This is a genomic window from Streptomyces sp. NPDC052225 (assembly GCF_040679615.1).
Classification (GTDB): Bacteria; Actinomycetota; Actinomycetes; order Streptomycetales; family Streptomycetaceae; genus Streptomyces.
In genome coordinates, this window is record NZ_JBFAVD010000003.1 from 249104 (window position 1) to 272112 (window position 23009).

General features: G+C 72.4%; 22 protein-coding genes. 14 read left to right on the plus strand and 8 right to left on the minus strand.

Annotated elements, in window-relative coordinates:
* Positions 1-137: 137 nt before the first annotated feature.
* Positions 138-1427 carry a hypothetical protein gene (locus AB0L37_RS06785; RefSeq protein ID WP_365501446.1) on the plus strand — a complete coding sequence of 430 codons (1290 nt, stop codon included), beginning with the start codon at positions 138-140 and terminating at the stop codon, positions 1425-1427.
* A 21-nt stretch (positions 1428-1448) separates the two neighbouring features.
* On the opposite strand, the gene AB0L37_RS06790 is transcribed toward AB0L37_RS06785, so the two are convergent.
* Positions 1449-2756, minus strand: coding sequence for an ABC transporter substrate-binding protein (locus tag AB0L37_RS06790; protein WP_365501087.1), 1308 nt, complete (start codon positions 2754-2756; stop codon positions 1449-1451).
* Positions 2757-2873: 117 nt separating this feature from the next.
* Between AB0L37_RS06790 and AB0L37_RS06795 the strand changes: the two genes are divergently transcribed.
* A complete protein-coding gene (locus AB0L37_RS06795; RefSeq protein WP_365501089.1) occupies positions 2874-3374 on the plus strand; it encodes a hypothetical protein in 501 nt (166 codons plus the stop codon).
* An 85-nt stretch (positions 3375-3459) separates the two neighbouring features.
* Positions 3460-4338: a formyltetrahydrofolate deformylase gene (gene purU / locus AB0L37_RS06800; protein ID WP_365501091.1), complete on the plus strand. Its 879-nt coding sequence runs from the start codon at positions 3460-3462 to the stop codon at positions 4336-4338.
* Between the two features lie 238 nt (positions 4339-4576).
* Here purU and AB0L37_RS06805 read toward each other — a convergent pair whose 3' ends face one another.
* Together AB0L37_RS06805 and AB0L37_RS06810 are read right to left on the minus strand one after the other, a co-directional pair.
* Positions 4577-5866, minus strand: a complete 1290-nt coding sequence (locus AB0L37_RS06805) for a zf-HC2 domain-containing protein (RefSeq protein ID WP_365501093.1) — start codon at positions 5864-5866, stop codon at positions 4577-4579.
* Positions 5863-6435 carry a sigma-70 family RNA polymerase sigma factor gene (locus tag AB0L37_RS06810; RefSeq protein WP_365501095.1) on the minus strand — a complete coding sequence of 191 codons (573 nt, stop codon included), beginning with the start codon at positions 6433-6435 and terminating at the stop codon, positions 5863-5865. Before AB0L37_RS06810 ends, AB0L37_RS06805 begins: the two co-directional genes overlap by 4 nt.
* 270 nt (positions 6436-6705) lie before the next feature.
* On the opposite strand from AB0L37_RS06810, the gene AB0L37_RS06815 reads away from it, so the two are divergent.
* Both AB0L37_RS06815 and AB0L37_RS06820 read left to right on the plus strand, forming a co-directional pair.
* The gene (locus tag AB0L37_RS06815) at positions 6706-7080 is read left to right on the plus strand and encodes an STAS domain-containing protein (RefSeq protein ID WP_365501097.1); all 375 of its coding nucleotides are present in this window, start codon (positions 6706-6708) and stop codon (positions 7078-7080) included.
* 154 nt (positions 7081-7234) lie between these two features.
* Positions 7235-7732 (plus strand): EF-hand domain-containing protein, encoded by a 498-nt coding sequence (locus AB0L37_RS06820; RefSeq protein ID WP_365501099.1) that lies wholly within the window; start codon positions 7235-7237, stop codon positions 7730-7732.
* Here the strand turns inward: AB0L37_RS06820 and AB0L37_RS06825 are convergent.
* Positions 7711-9267: an AMP-binding protein gene (locus AB0L37_RS06825; protein ID WP_365501101.1), complete on the minus strand. Its 1557-nt coding sequence runs from the start codon at positions 9265-9267 to the stop codon at positions 7711-7713. The genes AB0L37_RS06820 and AB0L37_RS06825 overlap by 22 nt on opposite strands.
* A 154-nt stretch (positions 9268-9421) precedes the next feature.
* Between AB0L37_RS06825 and AB0L37_RS06830 the strand changes: the two genes are divergently transcribed.
* The 4 genes from AB0L37_RS06830 to AB0L37_RS06845 all read left to right on the plus strand — a co-directional run bounded on the left by AB0L37_RS06830 (position 9422) and on the right by AB0L37_RS06845 (position 13590).
* Complete coding sequence (locus AB0L37_RS06830) at positions 9422-10615, plus strand: amidohydrolase family protein (RefSeq protein WP_365501102.1); 1194 nt, start codon at positions 9422-9424, stop codon at positions 10613-10615.
* Between the two features lie 10 nt (positions 10616-10625).
* Complete coding sequence (locus AB0L37_RS06835) at positions 10626-11771, plus strand: acyl-CoA dehydrogenase family protein (RefSeq protein ID WP_365501104.1); 1146 nt, start codon at positions 10626-10628, stop codon at positions 11769-11771.
* Positions 11772-11773: 2 nt separating this feature from the next.
* Positions 11774-12631, plus strand: coding sequence for an acyl-CoA dehydrogenase family protein (locus tag AB0L37_RS06840; RefSeq protein WP_365501106.1), 858 nt, complete (start codon positions 11774-11776; stop codon positions 12629-12631).
* Positions 12632-13077: 446 nt separating this feature from the next.
* Positions 13078-13590 carry an ATP-binding protein gene (locus tag AB0L37_RS06845; RefSeq protein ID WP_365501108.1) on the plus strand — a complete coding sequence of 171 codons (513 nt, stop codon included), beginning with the start codon at positions 13078-13080 and terminating at the stop codon, positions 13588-13590.
* 294 nt (positions 13591-13884) lie between these two features.
* Here the strand turns inward: AB0L37_RS06845 and AB0L37_RS06850 are convergent, their stop codons facing one another.
* Positions 13885-14811, minus strand: coding sequence for a cyclase family protein (locus AB0L37_RS06850; protein ID WP_365501110.1), 927 nt, complete (start codon positions 14809-14811; stop codon positions 13885-13887).
* Between the two features lie 115 nt (positions 14812-14926).
* On the opposite strand from AB0L37_RS06850, the gene AB0L37_RS06855 reads away from it, so the two are divergent.
* From AB0L37_RS06855 to AB0L37_RS06865, 3 genes are read left to right on the plus strand one after another with little or no spacing between them, the layout of a single operon-like run.
* Positions 14927-15841 carry an SDR family oxidoreductase gene (locus AB0L37_RS06855; protein WP_365501112.1) on the plus strand — a complete coding sequence of 305 codons (915 nt, stop codon included), beginning with the start codon at positions 14927-14929 and terminating at the stop codon, positions 15839-15841.
* A 13-nt stretch (positions 15842-15854) separates the two neighbouring features.
* Entirely contained in the window at positions 15855-17045 is a 1191-nt protein-coding gene (locus tag AB0L37_RS06860; RefSeq protein ID WP_365501114.1) for an acyl-CoA dehydrogenase family protein, read from the plus strand.
* Positions 17042-18091, plus strand: a complete 1050-nt coding sequence (locus tag AB0L37_RS06865; RefSeq protein ID WP_365501116.1) for an alcohol dehydrogenase catalytic domain-containing protein — start codon at positions 17042-17044, stop codon at positions 18089-18091. The genes AB0L37_RS06860 and AB0L37_RS06865 overlap by 4 nt, the downstream gene beginning before the upstream one ends.
* Positions 18092-18148: 57 nt before the next feature.
* Here the strand turns inward: AB0L37_RS06865 and AB0L37_RS06870 are convergent, their stop codons facing one another.
* Entirely contained in the window at positions 18149-19138 is a 990-nt protein-coding gene (locus tag AB0L37_RS06870) for a helix-turn-helix domain-containing protein (RefSeq protein WP_365501118.1), read from the minus strand.
* Positions 19139-19251: 113 nt separating this feature from the next.
* Here AB0L37_RS06870 and AB0L37_RS06875 point away from each other — a divergent pair, with 113 nt between their 5' ends.
* Entirely contained in the window at positions 19252-20520 is a 1269-nt protein-coding gene (locus AB0L37_RS06875; protein WP_365501448.1) for an MFS transporter, read from the plus strand.
* Here the strand turns inward: AB0L37_RS06875 and AB0L37_RS06880 are convergent.
* Positions 20517-21134, minus strand: a complete 618-nt coding sequence (locus tag AB0L37_RS06880; protein WP_365501450.1) for a flavin reductase family protein — start codon at positions 21132-21134, stop codon at positions 20517-20519. The genes AB0L37_RS06875 and AB0L37_RS06880 overlap by 4 nt on opposite strands.
* 83 nt (positions 21135-21217) lie before the next feature.
* Here AB0L37_RS06880 and AB0L37_RS06885 point away from each other — a divergent pair, with 83 nt between their 5' ends.
* On the plus strand, positions 21218-22153 hold the full coding sequence (locus AB0L37_RS06885; RefSeq protein WP_365501120.1) for a hypothetical protein: 936 nt from the start codon (positions 21218-21220) through the stop codon (positions 22151-22153).
* A 3-nt stretch (positions 22154-22156) separates the two neighbouring features.
* On the opposite strand, the gene AB0L37_RS06890 is transcribed toward AB0L37_RS06885, so the two are convergent.
* A complete protein-coding gene (locus AB0L37_RS06890; RefSeq protein ID WP_365501122.1) occupies positions 22157-22948 on the minus strand; it encodes an enoyl-CoA hydratase-related protein in 792 nt (263 codons plus the stop codon).
* Positions 22949-23009: the final 61 nt, after the last annotated feature.

Sequence of the window (23009 nt, forward strand, 5' to 3'; positions counted from 1 at the left end):
CGGTAGCGTGAGCCGACGATTCCGATGGTCCCCCCTACGTAGGAGTCCCGGTGACGCAGCAGAGCGGACAAGGCGGCCACAACGGCCACAGTGACGGTCCGCACCTTCCGCAGGCTCGGCAGGCGCACGAGGGTGTCGTGCTGCCCGCCGACGGCTCGGAGCCCCTGTTGCCGGGCACGTTCGGCGACCAGGCCGGTCCCGCGCCCGCCGCCCCCTGGGGCCAGCCGTGGGGACCGGATTCGCAGCAGGCGCAGGCCGCCGGGCCGATGCCCACGTACGAGTGGGGCCGGCCCGCCGCCCAGCAGCAGCCGCAGGCCCAGGCGCTCCCGCCGGAGCAGGCGCGGTCCGCGCCGCTGCCGCCCGCCTACGAAGGCCCGTACGGCGGCGGCTACGACGGGGACGCCACCCAGTACATAGCCCCGGTACCGCAGCAGGCCGCGGCGCCGCTGCCGCCGGAGGCGCCCGCCGCCGACGCCACGCAGTTCCTCGGGCGCGCGCTGCCCGACGCGGTGCCCGGGGGCGCCGGGGTCTCGGACAGCGACGCCACCCAGTACATCCCGCCGGTGCCCGCGCAGCCGCAGGCCGGCGCCCCGTACGGGGTGCGCCCCGGCGGGCCCGAGGACCGGCAGCCGCCGGCCGAGTTCGACGCCCTGTTCCGCACGGAGCCGGAGGGCGGGGCCGCGGCCACGCAGCAGATGCCGCGCTTCGATCCCCGCAACCAAGGACCGCAGGGCCCGATGGTGCCGCCCGTGCAGGAGCACGCGTACGAGCCGGAGCCGCCGGCCCGCGGCAAGGCCCGCACCGGTTCGAAGCTGCCGCTGATCGCCGCGATCGGCGTCGGCCTCCTCATCGTCGGGATCGGCGCGGGCGCCCTGCTCGGCGGCGGCGGTGACGACGACAAGAAGACGGACGCGTCGAAGAACGTCTCGGCGACCGCGCCCGCCTCCGAGCAGGCCTCGCCGTCGGCCGACCCGGTCAAGGCGCAGGCCGTCGAGCTGGACAAGCTGCTCGCCGACTCCAACAACAGCCGCGACGCCGTCGTGCGGGCCGTCGCCAGCATCGGCGCCTGCAAGGACCTGCCGGCGTCCTCGACGAACCTGCGGAACGCCGCGAAGCAGCGCACGGAACTCGTGACCCGGCTGAACGGCCTGGCCGTGGACAAGCTCCCCGACCACGCCGCGCTGACCGACGCGCTCACCAAGGCGTGGCAGGCGTCGGCGTCGGCCGACACCCACTACGCCGCGTGGGGCGACCAGGCCGCGGGCAAGAAGGGCTGCAAGCACGGGCACGCCCGCCCCACGCCGCAGCGCAGGGCGGGCGACGCGGCGAGCACCACCGCCTCCAAGGAGAAGAACCGCGCCGCGACCCTGTGGAACCGGATCGCCACGACGTACGGCCTGACCCAGCGCACCGCCATCCAGCTCTGATCGGGGCTCACGGGGCCTCGTCTACGGGGCCTTCGCCAGGGTGTCCGTCACGTCGACCATCCGCTTGCGGGTGGCGACGAGGCGGCCCTGCTCCACTTTCTGGAACGTGACCCGCGCGTTGACCAGGCGCGGGAACTCGCCGGCCGCCGACATGTGGTCGTAGCCCCAGCGGAGCGACGGCGTGAGACCGCCCGTGGTCACCCGCAGGCCCTTGTCGAGGGCGATGCGCACGGAGCGCGCGCTCACCTCGCTCCCGCCGAGCGACTCGACGACCTGCTTCAGGACGGTGTACGCGATCCAGGTCGTCTGCACGCCCGTGTCCGTCGGGTCGATCCGGTTGTCCCCGAAGGCCTGCTCCTTGATCACCTTGCGCATCGGCTCCCAGCGCGCGTCGTCCGCCGCCGGGTACCAGCCGGTCACGTACGCGCCTTCGTACGGGCTCTTCGCGCCGCCGGTGCGGTTGATCTCGGACTGGTCGACGCTGCCGAGGACGGTCGCCGTGCGCACGGCCGGGTAGTCGGTGCGCATCCGCCGGAACGAGTCGAAGAACGTGTCCGTACGGTCGCCGAGCACGGCCACGACGCAGCCGTCGCCGGCGGGGTCGGCGCTCGCCGTGGTGAGCGCCCGGCGGGCCTGGCCCGAGTAGTCGGTGGAGTCCTCGGCGACGCGCAGGTCGGTCGCGGCGGGGCGCCGGTTCCGGGCGAGGCCGGTGTTGAGCAGCGGGGAGAGTTCGTCGCCGGCGATGGTGTCGGGGCGGACCAGGACGGTGCGCGCGCAGGGCTTCGCGAGCTGTTCGCCGTTGCCGGCGAGCAGGGCGGCCTGGCCGCCGTTGACCGGGTAGGAGAGCGGGCTGGTGAACTCCGAGTCGCTCGCTCCGTAGCCGCCTATGTAGGGGATGCCCGCGGCTCCCAGGGTGGAGAGGAAGGCACGGCCGTGCTGGCTGTACGAGCCGACGACGGCGACGGCGTGCTGCTCGACGGCGGAGCGGGCGCACCGGGCGGCGGTCACGCTGTCGTTGCGGTCGTTGCAGGTCAGGACGCGCAGGGTGCGGCCCCCGATGCCGCCGTGGGCGTTGACCCAGCGGGCGTACGCCTGTGCCATGGCGGGCATGCCCGCCATGTTCGTCGCCTCGGTGTCCTCCGGGGCCCAGGTCATCACGGTGATCTGCTGGTCGCCGGAGCCTGCCGTGGTGCCGGGGATGACTCCGCAGCCCGTGAGCAGGGCCGCGCCCGCGGCCAGGGCGGCCACGGTGCGTACGGTGCGTTTGAGGGTGGGGGTGAGCGTGGGAGTGGGGGCGTGCTCGATCGTGGTGGGGCGCCGGCCGGTCATGGACCCGCACGATTCCGCCGCATCCCGAACCCGCGCGTTACCCGTGGTCAACGCGTGGTGACGCGGAGGTGAATTACGGGGGTCGGTGGGGGTGTCGCCGCGCGGCACGTACGATCGATGACCGTGCAAAGCTCGGAGAAGTCTTCCCGCCGCGGCCGTCGCTCCACGAGGATGGGCGGCATGCCACTCAACGACATGCCGTGGTGGCGCTGGCGCAGCAATGTGCGCTCCGCGCTGCACATGCTCTCCGACCCGTCCTTCCAGCGGGGCGTATGGCTCGCGGGTGTGGACGGGTACGGGGACGTGACCGACGCCGTGTACCGACTCGTCGAGGACACCTGGCTGGACAACTGGTCCGCCGAGAAGTACGTCGGGACGATCTTCCGGGACTCGCAGGAGGCCGCGCTCGTCGACACCGCCGTGCTGCGGGTGCTGCGGATCATGCACCAGGTCGGCCCGGACGCGCCCGTCTCCGCGTATCTGGACGACCCGGCGTGGGACGAGGCGGTGCGGGCGGCGCGCGACGCGCATGTGAGGCTCGCCACCAGCGACGGCGACGACCCGGACGCGGCTCCGCAGACCCTGGAAGTCCTGCGGATCGTGACGCGGGCGGCCTGACGGCTCGCCGGGCGGGCCCGCTCCCGGCGGTCCGGTCCTCGGGACGGCGGATCGCCGGGGTCCGTTGTATGCGAACCTTTTCTGCATGAATCCGCAGTCCGCCGCCGCTTCCGGTCCCGAGCAGTACGTCCTCACCCTCTCCTGCCCCGACAAGCAGGGCATCGTGCACGCCGTGTCGAGCTATCTCTTCATGACCGGCTGCAACATCGAGGACAGTCAGCAGTTCGGTGACCACGACACGGGACTGTTCTTCATGCGCGTCCACTTCAGCGCGGACGCCCCCGTCACCGTGGAGAAGCTGCGGGCCAGCTTCGCCGCCATCGGGGACTCCTTCCAGATGGACTGGCAGATCCACCGGGCCTCCGACCGCATGAAGGTCGTGCTCATGGTCAGCAAGTTCGGGCACTGCCTGAACGACCTGCTCTTCCGCGCGCGGATCGGAGCGCTGCCCGTCGACATCGCCGCCGTCGTCTCCAACCACACGGACTTCGCCGAGCTCGTCGCCTCGTACGACATTCCCTTCCGCCACATCCCGGTGACGAAGGAGACGAAGGCCGACGCCGAGGCGCAGCTTCTTGAGCTGGTCCGCGCCGAAGGTGTCGAGCTGGTCGTCCTCGCCCGGTACATGCAGGTGCTCTCGGACGACCTGTGCAAGCAGCTCAGCGGGCGGATCATCAACATCCACCACTCGTTCCTGCCGAGCTTCAAGGGCGCGAAGCCGTACCACCAGGCGCATGCGCGGGGTGTGAAGCTGATCGGGGCGACGGCGCACTATGTGACGGCGGATCTCGACGAGGGGCCGATCATCGAGCAGGAGGTCGAGCGGGTCGGGCATGACGTCACGCCGGATCAGCTGGTGGCGATCGGGCGCGACGTGGAGTGCCAGGCGCTGGCGCGGGCCGTCAAGTGGCATGCGGAGCGGCGTATTTTGCTGAACGGGCGGCGGACGGTCGTCTTCGCGTAGGCGCCGTAGCTTCGGGCGGTGCCGTAGGCGTCTGCGGGCGCGTCGTGGCTGGTCGCGCAGTTCCCCGCGCCCCTGAGATGCGCACCTTCGGTGCGGCATCTCATGGGGCGCGTTCGCGTCGGGGAAATGCGACGCGAAGCGTCTGCAGTTCAGGGGCGCGGGGCTGTGTCATGAGCGGCTCCGCCGCCGGGCGCGACCAGCCCCCACCGGCCCGCAGCCGACGATGGCTGAACGCGGGCTACATCCGACTCAGCGCCGCCGTCGCAGACAGCACGTCACGGATCGCCTCACGGTCACCGACCTGCCCGGCGGCCGCCTCGTCCGGTGACACATGGCCCGCCGCCAGCTGGCAGAACTCCACGCCGTCCAGGGCGACATGAGCCACCTCCCGCTCGGCGGAGCCCACCGCCGCGGGGGAGTCGAGGGAGATCAGCCATTCGCCGCCGCCCGCGCCCTCGACCTCCAGGCGCAGGCTGCGACCGGGCGCGCCGGCCGTGACCAGTTCGCGGGCCGGGGCCGCGAGGCCCGAGCGGCGGCGTACCGCGAGGGAGTCGGGGAGCATCCGGGCGGCGAGGTCGATCATCCGGTTCAGGTGGCGCGGGGACGGCGCCTCGTACGGGTAGTCCACCGCGTCCGCGATGTCCCCGGCGTGCACCCAGCACTCGAAGGCCCTGTCGACCATCGCGTCGCGCAGAGGAAGCTCGAACTCCCCGTACGAGACCGGGAGTTGGCCCGAGCCTTCGGTGTCGGCCGGGTCGGAACCCGCGAAGGAGGCGGTGCGGACCAGCGCGTGTGCCTGGTCGCGCCAGGGCACGCGGACCGCGCGGGTCGGCGGGTAGTAGGACGCCTTCCAGTACGTCTCCGTGCGCGCGTCCGGGCCGAGCAGCTCGGAGGCCTGTGCCGCGAGGGGGTCGTCGAGGCCGAGGGCGCGGGCGACCATGCCGTCGACGCTCGTGAGGTGGGCGATCACCCCGGCGACGGTGGTCTTGCGGCTGACCTGTTCCTGGCCCGCGTACCAGCGAAGCCGCACCGGCGCGTGCCACTCCCCGTCCCCTATGTCCTTGAGCAGCGCGTCGAGGCGGGCGGTCTCCGCGTCGTACGGGAGGGCCCAGGCGGGGACCGGGACGCGGGCGGGGCGCCGGGCCAGGCAGCCCTCCAGGACCCGGGAGCGCAGCATCGGGTCGAGGTCGAGGGACTCCTCGGGGTGGAGCAGCAGGACGGCGTCGCGCAGCCGCAGCGCCTCCTCCGCGCAGGGGCCGCAGTGGCCCAGGTGGTCCTCGACGGCGGCGGTCTCCTCGGGCGAGCAGGCCGCGAGGGCCCACGCGCCGAGCAGCGACTTGAGGACCCGGTGCTCCAGAACGAGCGGCCGCTCGGGCTCGGGGAATTCGGGCAGCGGACGGACACCTTCCTCGACGGAGGACCGGGGCAGCGGTATGCGGGGCGCGCCCGCCGGGCCGCCGCTGTCCCGTGGGCCCTCGGGGCCGTCGCCGTACGGGCCGAAGCGGTCCTGGCCGCCCGTGCCGCTCACGCCGGCCTCCCGTAGCCCGCGGGCGGTGAGCCGCTGTCGTGGGCCGTGGAGAGCAGTTGCAGGCCGAGCCGTAGGCGGCGGCGCGCCTCGTCCTCGGTGACGCCGAGATCGGCGGCGGTCTGGCGGTAGTCGCGGCGCTGGAAGTAGGCCAGCTCCAGGGCGGCGCGCAGCGGGGCGGGCATCGACGTCACGATGTAGTCGGCGCGGGCGGCGGCGGAGGCACGCCGCACCTTGCGCTCCAGGTCCTCGGTGGTGCCGAGGCCGGTGCGCACGAGGGCGGCGGACTCGGTCTGGCGCAGCCGCTGGACGGCCTGGCGGTGGGCGAGCGTGGCGATGAAGGAGCGCAGGGGGCCCTGCTTGGGGTCGTACGCCTCGGGGTTCTCCCAGACCTGGGTGAAGACCTCGCGGGTGATGTGGTCCGCGGCGTCCTCGTCGTCCAGGACGCGGTGGGCCAGGCCGTGCACCAAGGACGCGAAGCGGTCGTAGAGCTCGCCGAGCGCGGCGGCCTCGCCGTGCGCAAGGCGCTGCTGCATCCTCCGGTCCCAGCGGGACGGAGTGTCCTTGGGCATGAGGCCCCCTCACCCACCGACTGCCCGAACTACTTGCCGTGTACTCGAATGTAGTCGGCGCCACCGACAACGCACGACCCTTTCCCGTACAGAGCGACGCTGTTTTCGCTTTGTTTCGAATGTGACCGGCTCGGTCTTATTCGGGCCATATGTGATAGGTGTGCCGGGTGGCAACGGCGTTTCATCGGACTGCGGCAGGGCAGCCGCGCACAGAGGAAACGTAGGAGAAGGTTCCGGATAAGCGAGAACGTAGAGCGAGAGGCGTGGCGCGTGGCGCTCAAGGTGACCGGAGGCGTGCGGGGCGACTGGGCCGTCGTACAGGTGTCGGGCGAGATGGACCTCGTCACGTCACCCGCGCTGCGCCAGGAGGTGCACGACGCGGTCGCCGACGGCCGCCGCAGCCTGGTCCTCGACCTCTCCGACGTCCTGTTCTGCGATTCCAGCGGCGTCGGCGTGCTGATCGCCGCCCGCCGCCTGATCCGCTCCTGCCAGGGCCGGCTGCGCCTGATCCTGCCCGCGCAGGGCGCGGTCGACGGCTCCCACGTGAACCGCGTCCTCGGCGCGCTCGGCGTACGGCGGCTCTTCGACGTGTACCCGGACGTCGCGGCGGCCGTGGACGACGGGGCGGCGCCGATGTCGGCGTGACCGGCACGGCGCCCCGGCACGGCGCGTCGGCACGACGTTGTCCCGGAATTCTCCTGGTCTTGCCACAACCGGCTCACATCCCGTTCCGCGCGCCCCTGTTCGACGTACGCTCCCAGGCGGAGCACCCCACCGATGCGAGAGGCGGCCCATGAGCATGGACGAGCGGAGGATCGCGAGCCGGTTCGCCGGCTTCGACCAGGACGGGAACGGATACATCGACCGCGAGGACTTCTACGTCGCGGCCAAGGCGCTGCTCGCCGAGTTCGGTGTCCCGGCCCGCTCCGAGCAGGGCCAGGCGCTGTACGCGGGGGCCGAGGCGTTCTGGCAGGGGATGGCCGGGATCGCGGACGTGGACGGGGACCAGCGGGTGACCCGCGAGGAGTTCGTGACCGGTGCCGTGAAGCGGCTGCGGGACAGCCCGGAGCGGTTCGCGGAGATCGCGCGGCCGTTCCTGCGCGGCGCCATCGCGGTGTCGGGGGCCGAGGGGCCCGGCGTCGGTACGGACGCGGCGCTGCGGGTGCTGCGCGTGCTCGGGGTCCCGCCGGAGGCCGCCGAGGCGGCCGTCGCGGCCCTGGACGCGGACGGCGACGGCCGGATCTCGGAGGACGAGGCGGTACGGGGCTTCGCCCTCTACTTCACGGTGCCCGAATAGCGGTCCCTGAGCTGGTACTTGAGGACCTTGCGGAGCGTCTCGTTGCGGGGCAGCGCGTCGAGGATCTCCAGTTGTTCCGGGAGTTTGAAGGTCGACAGGCCCTGGTCGCGCAGGTAGGCGGTGACCGTGGGCAGCGTCAACTCCCCGGCGCCCGAGCGGAGTTCGAGCACCGCGCACACCCGCTCCCCGCGCTCCGCGTCCGGCAGTCCGATGACCGCCGCGTCCTGGATCGCGGGGTGGGCGTGGAGGAGGTCCTCGATCTCCTTCGCGGAGATGTTCTCGCCCTTGCGGATGATGATGTCCTTGGCCCGGCCGGTCAGGACCAGATGGCCCGAGGGCAGGACGTGGCCGAGGTCGCCGGTGATCAGGAAGCCGTCCGCGTCGAAGGCCTCCGCCGTCTGCTGCGGGTCCAGATAGCCCTGGCAGACGGCCTCGCCGCGGAGCCGGACCTCGCCGTCGACGCCTGCCGGGACCTGGTTGCCGTCCGCGTCGACGACGCGGATCTCCATGCCCTCCGGCGGGCGGCCCTCCGTCGTCGCCAGCATCTCCGCCGTGTCGTCGGGGGCGCCCATCGTGATCATCGGGACCTCGGACATGCCGTAGCCGTGGGTGAGTTGGACGCCCTCCATCTCGCGGACCACGGCGTGGTAGATCTCCGGGGGCTTGGGTGCGCCGCCGCCCGCCAGGAGGCGGAGGGTCGGGATGATCTTCCGGTCCGGGTTCTTGCGCTGTTCCGTCAGGAACATCGAGTAGAAGGCCGTCGAGCCGCCCGCGACCGTCACGCCGTGCCGCCGGTACTCCTCCAGCGCGTCCGGCATGGCGAAGTGCTCGAACATCACCGCCGGGAAGCCGTACAGGAGCAGCATCACCGTGTAGTCGGGTCCCGCGATGTGCGCGTACGGGAACGCCATCGAGCCCACGTCGGAGGGGGTCAGGCGGAGGGCGTGGGCCAGGCAGGAGCCGCCCGCTATGAGGGAACGGTCCGTGTGGAGGACGCCCTTGGGGTCGGACGTCGTGCCGGACGTCCAGTAGATCCAGCGGACCTCCGTGCCCGAGGAGGGCGGGTCGGGGAGGAGCGACGGGTCGGCCTCCGGCAGGTTCTCGTACGCCTCGAAGACGCCCTTGGCGCCCAGGCGGTGTGCCATCTCCGTGTGGTCGAAGCCGCGCCAGACGCCCGGCGTCGCGAAGAACTCCGCCTTCGACTCCCGTAGCGCGAAGCCGACTTCGCGGTCGCGGTAGAAGGGGATGACCGGCGTCTGCGTCGCGCCGATGCGGGCCAGTGCGAAGGTGAGCAGTGCCGTCTCGATGCGGGTGGGCAGCTGCCAGGCCACGACCGTTCCCGGGCGGACCCCGCGTTCGTACAGGGCCGCCGCCACCCGTTCCGCGCGGTCGCGCAACGCGCCGAAGGTCAGGGACCGTTCGCCCTGGAGGAGGACCGGGGCATCGGGGGTCAGGGCGGCGCGGCGGTCGACCAGTTCCCAGAGTGTGCGGGACGCGCCGAGGTGGTGGGCCGTGTCGGTGGCTGCGGTGCTCATTTCCGTACCCCCGCATCAAAGCTGACGGACAGTCAGATGTGGCTCAGAGCGTAAGCCCGCGCTTCTTGTCGGTCCAGAGGTGCGCGGCTAGCCTGGAATCTGACGGGTCATCAGATCCCAGTCGTCCGGATCTCAGTTGTTCTGAGGGGTGTTCATGACGGAACTGCCGCGCATCGTCAGCGTCGACGACCATGTGATCGAACCGGCCCATCTCTTCGAGACCTGGCTGCCCGCGAAGTACCGCGAGCGCGGCCCGCAGCCGCTCACCGCCGGGATCGGCGAACTCGCCTATGTGGCGGGGAAATACCAGATCACGATGGATCCGGACGGGCCGCCGACGGACTGGTGGATCTACGAGGACCTGAAGTTCCCCTACAAACGGAACATCGCCGCCGTCGGCTTCGACCGGGACGACATGACCCTGGAGGGGATCACCCGCGCCGAGATGCGGCGCGGCTGCTGGGACCCCAAGGCGCGCCTCGCGGACATGGACCTCAACCATGTGGAGGCGTCGCTCTGCTTTCCGACCTTCCCCCGCTTCTGCGGGCAGACCTTCGCCGAGGCGCACGACAAGGAAGTGGCCCTGGCCTGCGTGCGCGCGTACAACGACTGGATGGTCGACGAGTGGTGCGGGGACAGCGGAGGCCGGCTCATCCCGCTCTGCATCATCCCGCTGTGGGACATCGACCTGGCCGTCGCCGAGATCCGCAGGAACGCGGCCCGGGGCGTGAAGGCCGTGACGTTCTCCGAGATCCCGACGCACCTCGGACTGCCGTCGATCCACTCCGGCTACTGGGACCCGTTCTTCGCCGTGTGCGAGGAGACCGGCACCGTCGTCAACATGCACATCGGCAGCAGCTCCCAGATGCCCGCCGCCTCGCCCGACGCCCCGCCCGCCGTCCAGGCCTCGCTCAGTTTCAACAACGCCATGGCCTCGATGATGGACTTTCTGTTCAGCGGGGTGCTCGTCAAGTTCCCGGCTCTCAAACTCGCTTACAGCGAAGGGCAGATGGGGTGGATCCCGTACGCCCTTGAACGCGCCGACGACGTGTGGGAGGAGCACCGGGCGTGGGGCGGGGTCAGGGACCTCATCCCCGAGCCGCCGTCCACGTACTACTACCGGCAGATCTTCTGCTGCTTCTTCCGCGACAAGCACGGGGTCGCCTCGCTCGACGTCGTCGGGCGGGACAACGCCACCTTCGAGACGGACTATCCGCACGTCGACTCGACCTTCCCGAACACCAAGGAGGTCGCCCTCGACCATGTGAAGGGCCTCGACGACGAGACCGTCCACAAGCTGATGCGCGGCAACGCCATCCGCATGCTCGACCTGGACCTGGACAAGTAGGCCGCTCTCCATGGACCTCACGTACACGGACGAGGAAGAGGAGTTCCGCGCGCGGCTGCGGGAGTGGCTGGCCGACGTGCTGCCGACGCTGCCGCCCAAGCCCTCGCCCGGCGACTGGCCGGGGCGGCGCGCCTACGACACCGGATGGCAGCGCAGGCTGTACGACGCCGGGTACGGGGACGTGCACTGGGGCGCCTCGCCGACCACCCGGCTGATCTTCCTGGAGGAGACCGAGCGCGCCGGAGCCCCGTACGTGGGGGCCAATTTCGTGGGGCTGCTGCACGCCGGGCCGACCATCGCCGCCGAGGGGAGCCCCGCGCAGCGGGAGCGCTGGCTCGCGCCCGTGCTGCGCGGCGACGAGGTGTGGTGCCAGGGGTTCAGCGAGCCGGACGCCGGATCGGACCTGGCCTCCCTGCGGACGCGGGCCGTGCGCGACGGGGACCACTATGTCGTCAGCGGGTCGAAGATCTGGACCTCGCACGCGGAGGTCGCCGACTGGTGCGAGCTGCTTGTACGGACCGACCCGGAGGCCGCCAAGCACCGCGGGATCACCTGGCTCGCGATGCCCATGGACGCGCCGGGCATCACCGTACGGCCGCTGCGCACCCTCGCCGGGTCGACCGAGTTCGCGGAGATGTTCCTCGACGACGTACGGATACCGGCCGCCAACCGGGTCGGCGCCGAGAACGACGGCTGGCGCGTGACGATGGTGACCCTGTCGTTCGAACGCGGCACCGCCTTCGTCGGCGAGGTCGTCGCCTGCCGGCGGGTGCTCGGCGAACTGGCCGCCCACGCGAGGAAGAGCGGGCGCTGGGACGACGCCGTACTGCGCCGTGAACTCGGCCTGCTGGCCGCCGAGTTCGGTGCCTTGTGGCGGCTCACGCAGTGGAACGTGAGCGAGGCGCAGGCCTCCGCGAGCGGCGTGCCGGGCGTCGGCGGGTCCGTCTTCAAGCTGCGGTACTCGCACGCACGGCAGCGGCTCTACGACGTCTCGGCCCGGGTGCTGGGCGGTGCGGGCACCCTCGACGCCGAGCAGGAGTGGACCCTCGACCGGCTGTCGTCGCTGTCGTACACGATCGCCGCGGGGACCTCGCAGATTCAGCGCAACATCGTCGCCGAGCGGATCCTCGGGCTGCCCAAAGGGGGAGGACGGTAGACGTGGATTTTCAACTGAGTGTCGAGCAGCGGGCGTTGAAGGCCGGGATACGGGAGCTGCTCGCCCGGAGGTTCGGGCGGGACGCGCTGCGCGCCGCCGTGGACCGTCCCGGCGTGGACCGGGAGCTGTGGCGCGAGCTCGGCGCCGCCGGGCTGTTCGCGCTGTGCCTGCCGGAGGCGGACGGCGGGGTCGGGCTCGGGCTCGCGGAGGCCGTCGTCGTCTTCGAGGAGTGCGGGCGGGCGCTGGTGCCCGGGCCGCTGGTGGCCACGTTCCTCGCGGCGGGCGAGGTGCCGGGCGCCGCCTCCGGGGAGACGCTGGTGACGTCCCCGTACGGCGGGCTCGTGCCGTGGCTCGACGCGGCGGACGTGGTGCGCGGGGACGTGGCCGGCGCCGAGGCGCTCTCCTCCGTCGACCCGCTCACCCCGCTGCACAAGCTGCCCGCGGCCGCGCCCGTCCCGCCGGCGGCGGCCCTGCTCCACGCGGCCGAACAGCTCGGCTCGGCGGGGCGCACCCTCGACATGGCGGTCCAACACGCCCGGGAGCGCGAGCAGTTCGGGCAGCCGATCGGAGCCTTCCAGGCCGTCAAACACCTCTGCGCCGACATGCTCGCCCGGGTCGAGGTGGCCCGCGCCGCCGTGTACGCGGCCGCCGTCACGCGCGACCCCGTGGAGGCCGCGGCGGCCAGGATCCTCGCCGACGAGGCCGCCGTCCAGGGCGCCCGCGACTGCCTCCAGGTGCACGGCGGTATGGGCTTCACCTGGGACGGCGACGTCCATCTGCATCTGAAGCGGGCGTGGGTGCGGGCCGAGTTGAGCGGATCCGCGCGGGACGCGGAGGAGCTGCTCGCCGCCGCGCTGTGACGGCCGCGCCGCGCCGCCCGGGCGGCGGCTCTGAGGAAGGGTGCACGGACAGTCACTGTGCGTCGATATCGGGTTGTGTCCTTCACGGGGCCCGTCACGGCGCGGAGTCGGCCTCCGGCTCCGCTACCTTGTGGCAGATGCGAGTGGTGCTGAACCCGAGCAAGGGAACCGGAGCGGCCTCCGAGGCGGCTCCGGGGCAGGAGATGCGCGCCGGTCGCAGCGCACGGCGGGGCGGCACGCCCGCCTGTTCGACCCCCCTGAAGACGCGTCGCACAGTATGGCGCACGCGTACTCCTTCGCGCTGGAATATGCCCGAAGCGCTTGTTGGGGTGACTGTACGTCAACCATGCTGTGCAGCAGGGGGATCACGGTCGGTGATCTCCCGCAGTAGCCAGAGTGGTCAGTGGCGCGAGGCGATGTGTCCGCCGGTTCGGATGGTGTGAGCGGTGCAGGTGCTTCAGGTTCAACTGGAGGTCGGGGCCGACCCCGCGGAGGTGGGGCGAGCCCGTAGGTGGGCGCGCTCGCGGCTCGCCGGGTCGGGGATAGAGGCCGACGAACCGTTGGCCGAGGCGCTGATCCTGCTCGTCTCCGAGCTGGTGACCAACGCGGTGGTGCACACCGGGCGCCCCGCGGTCCTGCGGATGGCGCTGCCGGCCGACGCAGGTGTCCACGATCGCTGTCCGGGCACCGTGCGGGTGGAGGTGGCCGACGCGAGCGCCCGCCCGCCGACGCCGCGGCACGCGCACGGCGACGAGACCAACGGGCGCGGCCTGGAGCTCGTCGACGGGCTCGCCGACCGCTGGGGCTGGCAGGCGGAGGGCTCGGGCAAGACGATCTGGTGCGAGATCGACCGGTGCGCGGCCGCCACGGGCTCCGGGTCCGGGTACGCGGACAAGGCGCGGGAGGGTGCCGCGTACAAGAGCATCACGTACGAGGGTGTCGCCTTCGAGGCGGTGTAGGCCCTGCGCAACCCGGAGCACTCCGCTGCGCCCCGGCGTGAATGCGCCGCGTTCACCCCTGCCCAATGCTTCAGTGCGCGCCGGAACAAAGAACGCATTAACGGCAAATACCCGGACGGGTGTTGACGCCGAGTGTCCGTTTGATCACGCTTGTGGTCAGCGATTCGCTGCGAGGGGACGTCGAGGGCCCTTGTGACGGGGGCCCTCGGCGAGTGTGGGTCGTCCTATGGTGCGGCTCCGCGCTCCCGGGGGTCGGGTAACGGGGCCTCGCCGTAGGCATGTTGGCGAACCGGGCTACAGGATCGCGACCGGGGCGACCGGGGTGCCCGTCGCGCCCCGGAAGGGCTCGGGCATCGCAGAGAGCAGGAACGCGTAGCGCGATTCTTCTCCACAGGCTGTGGACAGAGATTCGAGATTCCAGTTCTGGCCCTGGAGCATGCCCATCTCGACCAGGTCGAGCGCGTGCACCGGCAGCCACAGGTCCTCGATCTCCGGCGGGAAGATCTCGAAGGTCAGGGTGTCGTTGGCGACGGCCGCCACGTCGTGGGCGTGGAACCACTCCGGCGTACGGACCGAGAGCCCCGGCGACGGATAGCCGTAGGCGTGCTTGTCCCCGGCCAGGTAGACCTGCACCTGCCCGGTGCGCACCAGGACGATGTCGCCCGCGCGCACTTCCACCCGCCCGAACTCCGCTGCCTCGTCCAGGTCTTCGGGTGTGACGGCGTGGTCCCCGGGGAGCCGGTCGAGGCCCTTCGCCGCCGCCACGTCGAGCAGGACGCCGCGCGAGACGATGTACGGGGCCTTGTCGATGCCGCTGAACTCGGCGCCGCCGTGCGCCGTGATGGTGGACGCCGGGCGGCCGTTGTAGAGGCGGCCCGAGTGCGAGACGTGGGTGAGCGCGTCCCAGTGGGTGGCCGCCTGGAGGCCCATCGTCACGGCGTCGTCGCTGCACGCCACCGTCCCGGGGCCGAAGATCTCCTGGTTGATCTGGACCATGGTGTGCAGCGGATTGACCCGGCCGGGGATCATCCCGGACTGCACGCCGTCCTCCTTGAGGGGCAGCGCGAGCGGGACGCGGCGGCCCGTGCGGACCTCGCCGGCGGCCGCCCGTACGACGGCGTCCGTGACGAGGTTCAGGGTGCCGATCTCGTCGGCCTCCCCCCAACGCCCCCAGTTGTTCACGCGCTTGGCGATGTCGTGGAACTCGGCGGGCAGGGGCATCGGGTCCTCCCGGATGTTGTGTTCCAGGTCTTGTGGTCCGGTATCTGACGGGTCGTAGAATCCGCAGCAGAGTGAAATCTAACGGGTCGTCAGAAACCGCGGGAAGGGGCCGGGCGTGGGGAACTTCTTGGCAGGCAAGGTCGTCGCCGTGACGGGGGCGGGGCGCGGCATAGGCCGCGCGGTGGCGCTCGCGTGCGCCGCCGAGGGCGCGAAGGTCGTCGTCAACGACCACGGAGTCTCCATCGAGGGCGGCGAGCCCACCTCCGACGTGGCGCTCGGCGTCGTCAAGGAGATCGAGGCGGCGGGCGGCAGCGCGGTCGCCGTCGCCGACGACGTGTCGACCATGGCCGGCGGACAGCGCATCGTCGACACCGCCCTCAGCGAGTTCGGGCGGATCGACGGGGTGGTGTGCGTCGCCGGGATCCTGCGCGAGCGGATGCTGTTCAACATGTCCGAGGACGAGTGGGACCCGGTCGTCGCCACGCATCTGAAGGGCACGTTCACCGTGTTCCGGGCCGCGTCGGCCGTCATGCGCAAGCAGGGGACGGGCACCCTGATCGGGTTCACCAGCGGCAACCACCAGGGGTCGGTCGCGCAGGCCAACTACAGCGCGGCCAAGGGCGGCATCATCTCGCTCGTGCGCAGCGCCGCGCTCGGGCTCCACAAGTACGGGGTGACGGCGAACGCCGTGGCGCCCGTGGCCCGTACGCGGATGTCGGCCAACGTGCCGATGGAGCTGAAGGAGATCGGCGAGCCGGAGGACGTCGCCGCGCTCGTCGTCTACCTGCTCAGCGAGCGGGCCCGCGACGAGAAGATCACCGGGCAGGTCTACACGGTGGCCGGGCCGAAGATCGCCGTGTGGGCGCAGCCGCGCGAACTGCGCGCCGGGTACGCGGACGGCGGGGGGTGGACGCCCGAGAAGATCGCGGACTTCCTGCCCAGGACCGTCGGCACCGACCCCATGCCGATGCTGGCGAAGCTGGAAGAGATGGCGCGGGCGGCGGCGGCCAAGGAACGGCCCAACGGCTGACAGGGGGCGCGGCGTGGAGTTCGGATTCGGGGAGGACGACGAAGCCTTCCGGTGCGAGGCGCGCGAGTGGCTGGAGAAACATCTCGTCGGCCGGTTCGCGGGCGCCGTGGGGCGCGGCGGCCCCGGCAGCGAGCACGAGGGCGCGGCCGAACGGCGCGCCTGGGAAAGGGAGTTGGGCAAGGGCGGCTGGATCGGGCTCGGCTGGGGGCAGGGCGGCTACGGCAACCGGGTCGCCACCCTCACCCAGCAGGTCGTCTGGGCCGAGGAGTACGCCCGGGTCCGGGCGCCGGGCCGCTACGGCCACATCGGCGAGAACCTCCTGGCCCCGACCCTGCTCGCGTACGGCACCGAGGAGCAGCGCGGCCGCTTCCTGCCGCCGATCGCGCGCGGCGAGGAGCTGTGGTGCCAGGGGTACAGCGAACCCGGCGCCGGATCCGACCTCGCCTCGCTGCGCACGGCCGCCGGGCGGGACGGCGACGGGAACTGGCGGGTCACGGGTCAGAAGGTGTGGACGTCGCTCGCGCACGAGGCCGACTGGTGCTTCGTGCTCGCCCGCACCGAGCCGGGGTCGCGGCGCCACCACGGCCTGTCGTTCCTGCTGGTGCCCATGGACCAGCCCGAGCACATCGACGTACGGCCGATCCGGCAGCTCACCGGGACCAGCGAGTTCAACGAGGTCTTCTTCGACGGGGCCCGGGCGGCGGAGATCGTCGGCGGGGAGGGGGGCGGGTGGCGGGTCGCCATGGGGTTGCTCGCGTTCGAGCGCGGCGTGTCGACGCTCGCCCAGCAGATCGGGTTCGAGGAGGAGTTGAGGGCGGTCGTGCGCGCCGCCGTCACGTCCGGGGCCGCGGCCGACCCGGTGACGGCGGACCGGATCGTACGGCTCTGGGCCGAGCTGCGGACCATGCGGTGGAACGCGCTGCGCACCCTCGGCGGAGCGCCCGACGCCGGGGCGCCGAGCGTCGCCAAGCTGCTGTGGGGCGGCTGGCACCAGCGGCTCGGGGAACTGGCGCTGCGCGTGCGCGGGCCGGCCGCGGCCGTCGGTCCTGGCGACTGGGCGCCCGAGCGTCCGTACGAACTCGACGAGCAGCAGCGGCTGTTCCTGTTCAGCCGGGCCGACACCGTCTACGGCGGCTCGGACGAGATCCAGCGCACCATCATCGCCGAGCGCGTGCTCGGCCTGCCCAGGGAGGGTCAGTCGTGAGGGGTGTCCTGTTCGACGGTCGACAGGCCGTGGTCGTCGATGACTTGGAGATACGGGAGCCGGGCCCGGGGGAGGTGCTCGTCTCCGTCGCGGCGGCCGGGCTGTGCCACAGCGACCTGTCCGTGATCGACGGGACGATCCCGTTCCCGCGCCCCGTCGTGCTCGGGCACGAGGGCGCCGGCGTCGTGGAGGCGATCGGCGCCGGCGTGAGCCATGTCGTGCCCGGCGACCACGTCTCGCTGTCCACGCTCGCCAACTGCGGGGCCTGCGCCGAGTGCGACCGAGGGCGGCCGACGATGTGCCGCAAGGCGATCGGGATGCCGGGGCAGCCGTTCTCGCGCGGGGGCGACCCCGTCTACCAGTTCGCGTCGAACTCGGCGTTCGCCGAGCGCACCGTCGTCAAGGCCGTCCAGGCGGTGAAGATCCCGAAGGAGATCCCGCTGACGTCGGCCGCGCTCATCGGGTGCGGGGTCCTGACGGGCGTCGGGGCCGTCCTGAACCGGGCCCGCGTCGACCGCGGCGACTCGGTCGTCGTCATCGGCACGGGCGGCGTCGGCTTGAACGTCCTCCAAGGGGCCCGTATCGCGGGGGCGTTGAGGATCGTCGCCGTCGACTCCAACCCGGCGAAGGAGGACGTGGCCCGGCAGTTCGGGGCGACCGCGTTCCTCACCGACGTCGCCGGGGTGCGCGGCGTCCTGCCCGACGGCGCCGACCACGTCTTCGAGTGCGTGGGCCGCGTCGAACTCGTACGGGCCGCGATCGACCTGCTCGACCGGCACGGGCAGGCGGTGCTGCTCGGGATGCCGGCGGCCGACGCGGAGGCCTCGTTCGTGCCCGCGCAGCTCTTCCTGGACAAGTCGGTGCTCGGCTGCCGCTACGGGTCGTCGCGGCCGCAGCGCGACATCAAGCTGTATGCCGACCTGTACGCGGAGGGCCGGCTGCTCCTGGACGAGCTGGTGACGCGGACGTACCCGGTGGAGGAGTTCGGCAAGGCGGTCGAGGACGCGGAGGCGGGGCGGGTGGCGCGGGGCGTGCTCACCTTCTGAGCCTCCCGAGACGCTGGATCCGCTTGCCGGGCCCTGCTGAGCGGTTCCGCAGGCGGGTCAGCGGAAGGTCGCCCGGTAGGCGCGCGGTGTCACGCCCAGCGCCGCCTGGAGGTGCTGGCGCATCGACTGGGCGGTGCCGAAGCCGGCGTCGCGGGCCACCTGGTCGATGGAGAGCGCCGACGACTCCAGCAGATGGCGGGCGCGCTCGACGCGCTGACGGGTGAGCCACTGCCCGGGGCTCACGCCCACCTCCTCGCGGAAGCGGCGCGTGAAGGTGCGGACCGACATGGACTCCTGCTCGGCCATGTCGCGCAGCTGGATCGGCTCGTGGAGGTGGGCGAGGGCCCAGGCGCGCGCGTTCATCGTGCTCGCCAACTGCGTTTCGGGGACCGGGCGTTGGATGTACTGGGCCTGGCCGCCGTCGCGGTGCGGCGGCACCACCGTACGGCGGGCGACGTCGTTGGCGACGCCCGCGCCGTGGTCGCGGCGCACCAGGTGCAGACACAGGTCGATGCCGGCGGCGACGCCCGCGGAGGTGAGCACGTCGCCGTCGTCGACGAACAGGACGTCGGCGTCGACCCGCACGGAGGGGAACATCCGCTGGAAGGCCTCGGCGTCCGCCCAGTGCGTGGTGGCGGGCCGGCCGTCCAGATAGCCCGCGGCGGCCAGGACCCAGCTGCCGGTGCAGATCGAGACCATGCGGGTGCCGGGCCGTACGTGGGCGAGGGCGGCGGCCAGGTCGGGGGTGAGCCGGCCCTCCTCGTAGAGGGTCCCGAGTTCGTAGGACGCCGGGACGATCACGGTGTCCGCGGTGGCGAGGACCTCCGGACCGTGCCGGGTGACGATCGAGAAGTCGGCCTCGGCCTCGACGGGGTCGGCCGCGTCCCGGACCGCGCAGGTGATCACCTCGTACAGCGGCTCGCGGGTGCGCGGGTGCCAGGCGCGGCCGAAGATCCGGTGCGGGATGCCGAGCTCGAACGGGATGACGCCGTCCAGGGCGAGCACGACGACGCGGTGGCGCTGCACGGATTCCTCGGACTGTTGCATGGCCCGATCCTAGCGAATACTGTCATTCGGGCCACTCGTCCGGCGGGCCCCGGTGCCGGAAGCTCATCGGTGTGACGACGACGCAGAGTTCCGCACCCAGCAGCACGAGCCCCGTGTCCGCGGGCGGCGGCAGGCGCCCGCACCGGGCGTGGGCCGTGGCCGCGGTCACCTTCGTGACGATCATCGGCGCCGCCGCCTTCGCGTCGCTGCCCGGCCTGCTCATCGAGCCGCTGCACGACCCCGACACCGGTTTCGGCTGGTCGCGCGGCACCATCGGCTTCGCCGTCTCCGTCAACCTCGCGCTGTACGGGCTCACGGCGCCGTTCGCCGCCGCGCTCATGGACCGCTTCGGCATCCGCAGGGTCGTGGCCGTCGCCCTCACCGTCATCGCGGCGGGCTCGCTGCTCACCGTCTGGATGACGGCCGCCTGGCAACTCGTCCTCTACTGGGGGGTGCTGGTCGGCCTCGGCAGCGGCTCGATGGCCCTCGCCTTCGCCGCGACGGTGACCAACCGCTGGTTCGTCGCCCGGCGGGGCCTGGTCACCGGCATCCTCACCGCGGCCGGCGCCTCCGGTCAGCTGATCTTCCTGCCGCTGCTCGCGTGGATCGTGGACCAGCACAGCTGGCGTCCCGCCGCCGTCACGGTCTCCCTGTCGGCGCTCGCCGTCGTCCCGTTCGTCTGGCTGCTGCTGCGCGACCACCCCGCGGATGTGGGCGTAAAGCCGTACGGGGCGACGGTGTTCGTGGAGAAGCCCGCGCCGCTGCCGGGCGCGGGGCGGCGCGCGGTGACGGTGCTGTTCAAGGCGGCCCGCACCGGCCCGTTCTGGCTGCTCGCCGGTACGTTCGCGATCTGCGGCGCCTCCACGAACGGCCTGGTCAAGACGCACTTCGTGCCCGCCGCGCACGATCACGGGATGCCGGTGCCCGCGGCGGCGTCGCTGCTCGCCGTGATCGGCGTCTTCGACGTGGTCGGGACGATCGCGTCGGGCTGGTTCACCGACCGCTTCGAGCCGCGCCGCCTGCTCGTCGTCTACTACGCGCTGCGCGGCGTCTCGCTGCTCTTCCTGCCGATGCTGCTCGCGCCGACCGTCCACCCGCCGATGCTCTTCTTCATCGTCTTCTACGGCCTCGACTGGGTCGCCACGGTGCCGCCGACCATCGCCCTGTGCCGCGAGTACTACGGGGAGGACAGCGCGATCGTCTTCGGCTGGGTCCTGGCCTCGCACCAGGTGGGAGCGGCTGTCGTCGCCTTCCTCGGTGGCGTGGCGCGGGACGTCTTCGGCTCGTACGACGTGGTCTGGTACGCGTCCGGGGCGCTCTGCGCGATGGCGGCGCTGATGTCGCTGGTGATCCGGCGCCGTCAGGTGGCCCTGGCGGTCTAGTCGCCGAGGCGGCCGAAGCGGCCCCGGTGGAAGAGGAGCGGGGCCGTGTCGGTGGGGGCGGTGCCGAGGGCCGTGACCCGGCCGACCACGATCAGGTGGTCGCCGCCGGTGTGCACGGCGTGGACGGCGCAGTCGACCCAGGCGGCGGCGCCGTCGAGCCGGGGCGAGCCCGACACGGGGGCCCGGTCGTAGGGGACGCCCGCGAACTTGTCGGCGCCGCTGACGGCGAACGCGCGGCACAACTCGCCCTGGTCCGCGCCCAGGACGTTCACGCAGAAGACGCCCGCGCGCGCGATCCGCGGCCACGTCGTCGACGTACGCGCGACCATGAACGCCACCAGCGGCGGGTCGAGGGAGAGCGACGCGAAGGACTGGCAGGCGAAGCCGGCCGGCGGGTCGTCCGCCTCGGGGCCCGGGGCGGTGATCACCGTGACGCCGGTCGCGAAGCTGCCCAGGACGCGACGGAACTCGGCCGCCTCGACCGGCGCCCGCTCGTCGTCGCGGACCGCGCGCAGATCGGGGCGGGGCAGCGCGTCCACGGGCCCCGCCGTGGTGGGGGAGCCGACCGACCTGAGGTACCGGACGACGGTGGCCGCCATCCCTGCGTGTCCCATCATGTCCCCAGTGAAGCTGACGGAGTGTCAGATTGGAAGGGGTGCGAGGAGGGCTCGTGCCGGGCGCGCGTATCTTCCCGGCCATGGGGATCACGGGGTGGGACACGCGCGTCCGCGCAGTTGAGAAGGGCCCGAGACGGGTGACCGAGGTCGAGGTGGCGGCCGCCGTGTGCGTCGCCCAGTGGCCGGTCATCGGCCTGGCCGCCTTGATCTGGTGGGCGGACGCGACCAATGACTACGGACAGGGGTACGGCGGCGCTCTCGGTGTCATCGGGTTCGCCTGCATGCTGCTGTTCGTGCCGCCGCTGTGCGGACTGTTCGGGTGGGCACAGGCGGCCGTCCAGGTATGGCCCGCGCTGCGCCTAGGCGACCTGGCGGCGCGGCGGGCGCCCGGGCCGGGGTGGGCGGGGCGGACGGCGTGCGCACTGGCCTGCGCGCTGGTCTGGGCCGTGCCGTTCGCGCTGCTCGGCGTGTGCTCGTACGGGACGGGTGCGGTGCTGTGCGCGGCCGTGGAGGTACTCCCCCTCCTCGCGGTCCTGCGCGCGCGGCGGCGGCCGATCGCGGCGCCGCGGCTGTGGCTGACGTCCGTGCTCGGCGGGTTCGCGGCGGTGATCCTCACGCTGGTGTGCGGGATCGCCGTGTCGGTGGCGGGACTCACGCCGCGCTACGAGCCGCCGCACCTCACCACCGCCGAGCTCGCGGGGGTCTGGCGGGGCGAGGACGGCGCCGAGCTGCGCCTCACGTCCGGCGGGCGGGCGCGGGCCGTGCGGCTGCCCTACGACTACGAGTGGGACGCCGACTCGGCGAGCGGGGAGTCGTCCCTCAAGCGGTGCGAGGGCGGCGGTACGTGGCGCTGGACCGACAGTGACGACTTCGTGGCCGGCGACCCGGGGATCGACCTCGACGCCTGCGACACCACGCTGACCTGGACCATCGGCGGCACCGCCGAGCGGCCCGAGCTGTACTACCTGTTCGGTGACCCGGACTCCGGCGAGCTGCGGATCCTGCGGCGGGTCTGACGGTCAGCGGCCCTTGAACTCCGGGTGCCTGCGCTCCACGAACGAAGCGACCCCCTCGTTCGCGTCGTGCGTCGCCATGTTGAGCTCCTGGGCCGTGGCCTCCGCCGCGAACGCCGACGCGCGGTCGGCGTCCAGGGAGGCGTTGACGAGGTGCTTGGTGAGGGCCAGTGCCCGGGTCGGTCCGGCCGCGAGACGCTCCGCCCAGTCGTTCGCCGTCTTCGCCAACTCGGCGTCCGGGACGACCCTGTTGACGAGCCCGAGGCTCCGCGCGTCGGAGGCGGAGAGCGCGTCGCCGAAGAACATCAGCTCCTTCGCGCGCTGCGGGCCGATCAGCCGCGTCAGGAGATAGGCGCCGCCGCCGTCCGGGACGAGGCCGCGGCGCACGAACACCTCGATGAAGCGGGCCGACTCCGCGGCGAGCACCAGGTCGCAGGCGAGGGCCAGATGCGCGCCGATGCCCGCGGCCGTGCCGTTCACCGCCGCGATCACCGGTTTCTCGCAGTCCAGGACAGCGGCGATCAGGCGCTGGGCGCCGCGCCGGATCGTGCGGGCGATGTCGCCGGGTACGGGTTGCCCGGCGGGCGGGGCCCCTCGAAGGTCAGCGCCCGCGCAGAAGGCCCTGCCGGTGGCAGTGACGATGACTGCGCGGATGTCCGGGTCGGCGGAGGCGTCTTCGAGGAGGGTGATGAGGTGGTCGCGCTGGGGTGGGGTGAGGGCGTTCATCGTGGTGGGGCGGTTGAGGGTGATGCGGGAGATGGCGTTCTCGGTGGTGTGGAGGATCTCGGGGTCGGTCATGTAGGGCGCTCCGGGGGTGGGTTCGGGTACTCGCCGTAGGGGTGAGGCTTGTGGGTGGGTG

Coding starts and splice junctions, on each gene's coding strand:
- AB0L37_RS06790 (WP_365501087.1), bottom strand. CDS start 2,756: ATGACCGGCCGGCGCCCCACCACGATCGAGCACGCCCCCACTCCCACG.
- AB0L37_RS06795 (WP_365501089.1), top strand. CDS start 2,874: ATGACCGTGCAAAGCTCGGAGAAGTCTTCCCGCCGCGGCCGTCGCTCC.
- purU (WP_365501091.1), top strand. CDS start 3,460: ATGAATCCGCAGTCCGCCGCCGCTTCCGGTCCCGAGCAGTACGTCCTC.
- AB0L37_RS06810 (WP_365501095.1), bottom strand. CDS start 6,435: ATGCCCAAGGACACTCCGTCCCGCTGGGACCGGAGGATGCAGCAGCGC.
- AB0L37_RS06820 (WP_365501099.1), top strand. CDS start 7,235: ATGGACGAGCGGAGGATCGCGAGCCGGTTCGCCGGCTTCGACCAGGAC.
- AB0L37_RS06825 (WP_365501101.1), bottom strand. CDS start 9,267: ATGAGCACCGCAGCCACCGACACGGCCCACCACCTCGGCGCGTCCCGC.
- AB0L37_RS06830 (WP_365501102.1), top strand. CDS start 9,422: ATGACGGAACTGCCGCGCATCGTCAGCGTCGACGACCATGTGATCGAA.
- AB0L37_RS06835 (WP_365501104.1), top strand. CDS start 10,626: ATGGACCTCACGTACACGGACGAGGAAGAGGAGTTCCGCGCGCGGCTG.
- AB0L37_RS06850 (WP_365501110.1), bottom strand. CDS start 14,811: ATGCCCCTGCCCGCCGAGTTCCACGACATCGCCAAGCGCGTGAACAAC.
- AB0L37_RS06870 (WP_365501118.1), bottom strand. CDS start 19,138: ATGCAACAGTCCGAGGAATCCGTGCAGCGCCACCGCGTCGTCGTGCTC.
- AB0L37_RS06880 (WP_365501450.1), bottom strand. CDS start 21,134: ATGGGACACGCAGGGATGGCGGCCACCGTCGTCCGGTACCTCAGGTCG.
- AB0L37_RS06885 (WP_365501120.1), top strand. CDS start 21,218: ATGGGGATCACGGGGTGGGACACGCGCGTCCGCGCAGTTGAGAAGGGC.
- AB0L37_RS06890 (WP_365501122.1), bottom strand. CDS start 22,948: ATGACCGACCCCGAGATCCTCCACACCACCGAGAACGCCATCTCCCGC.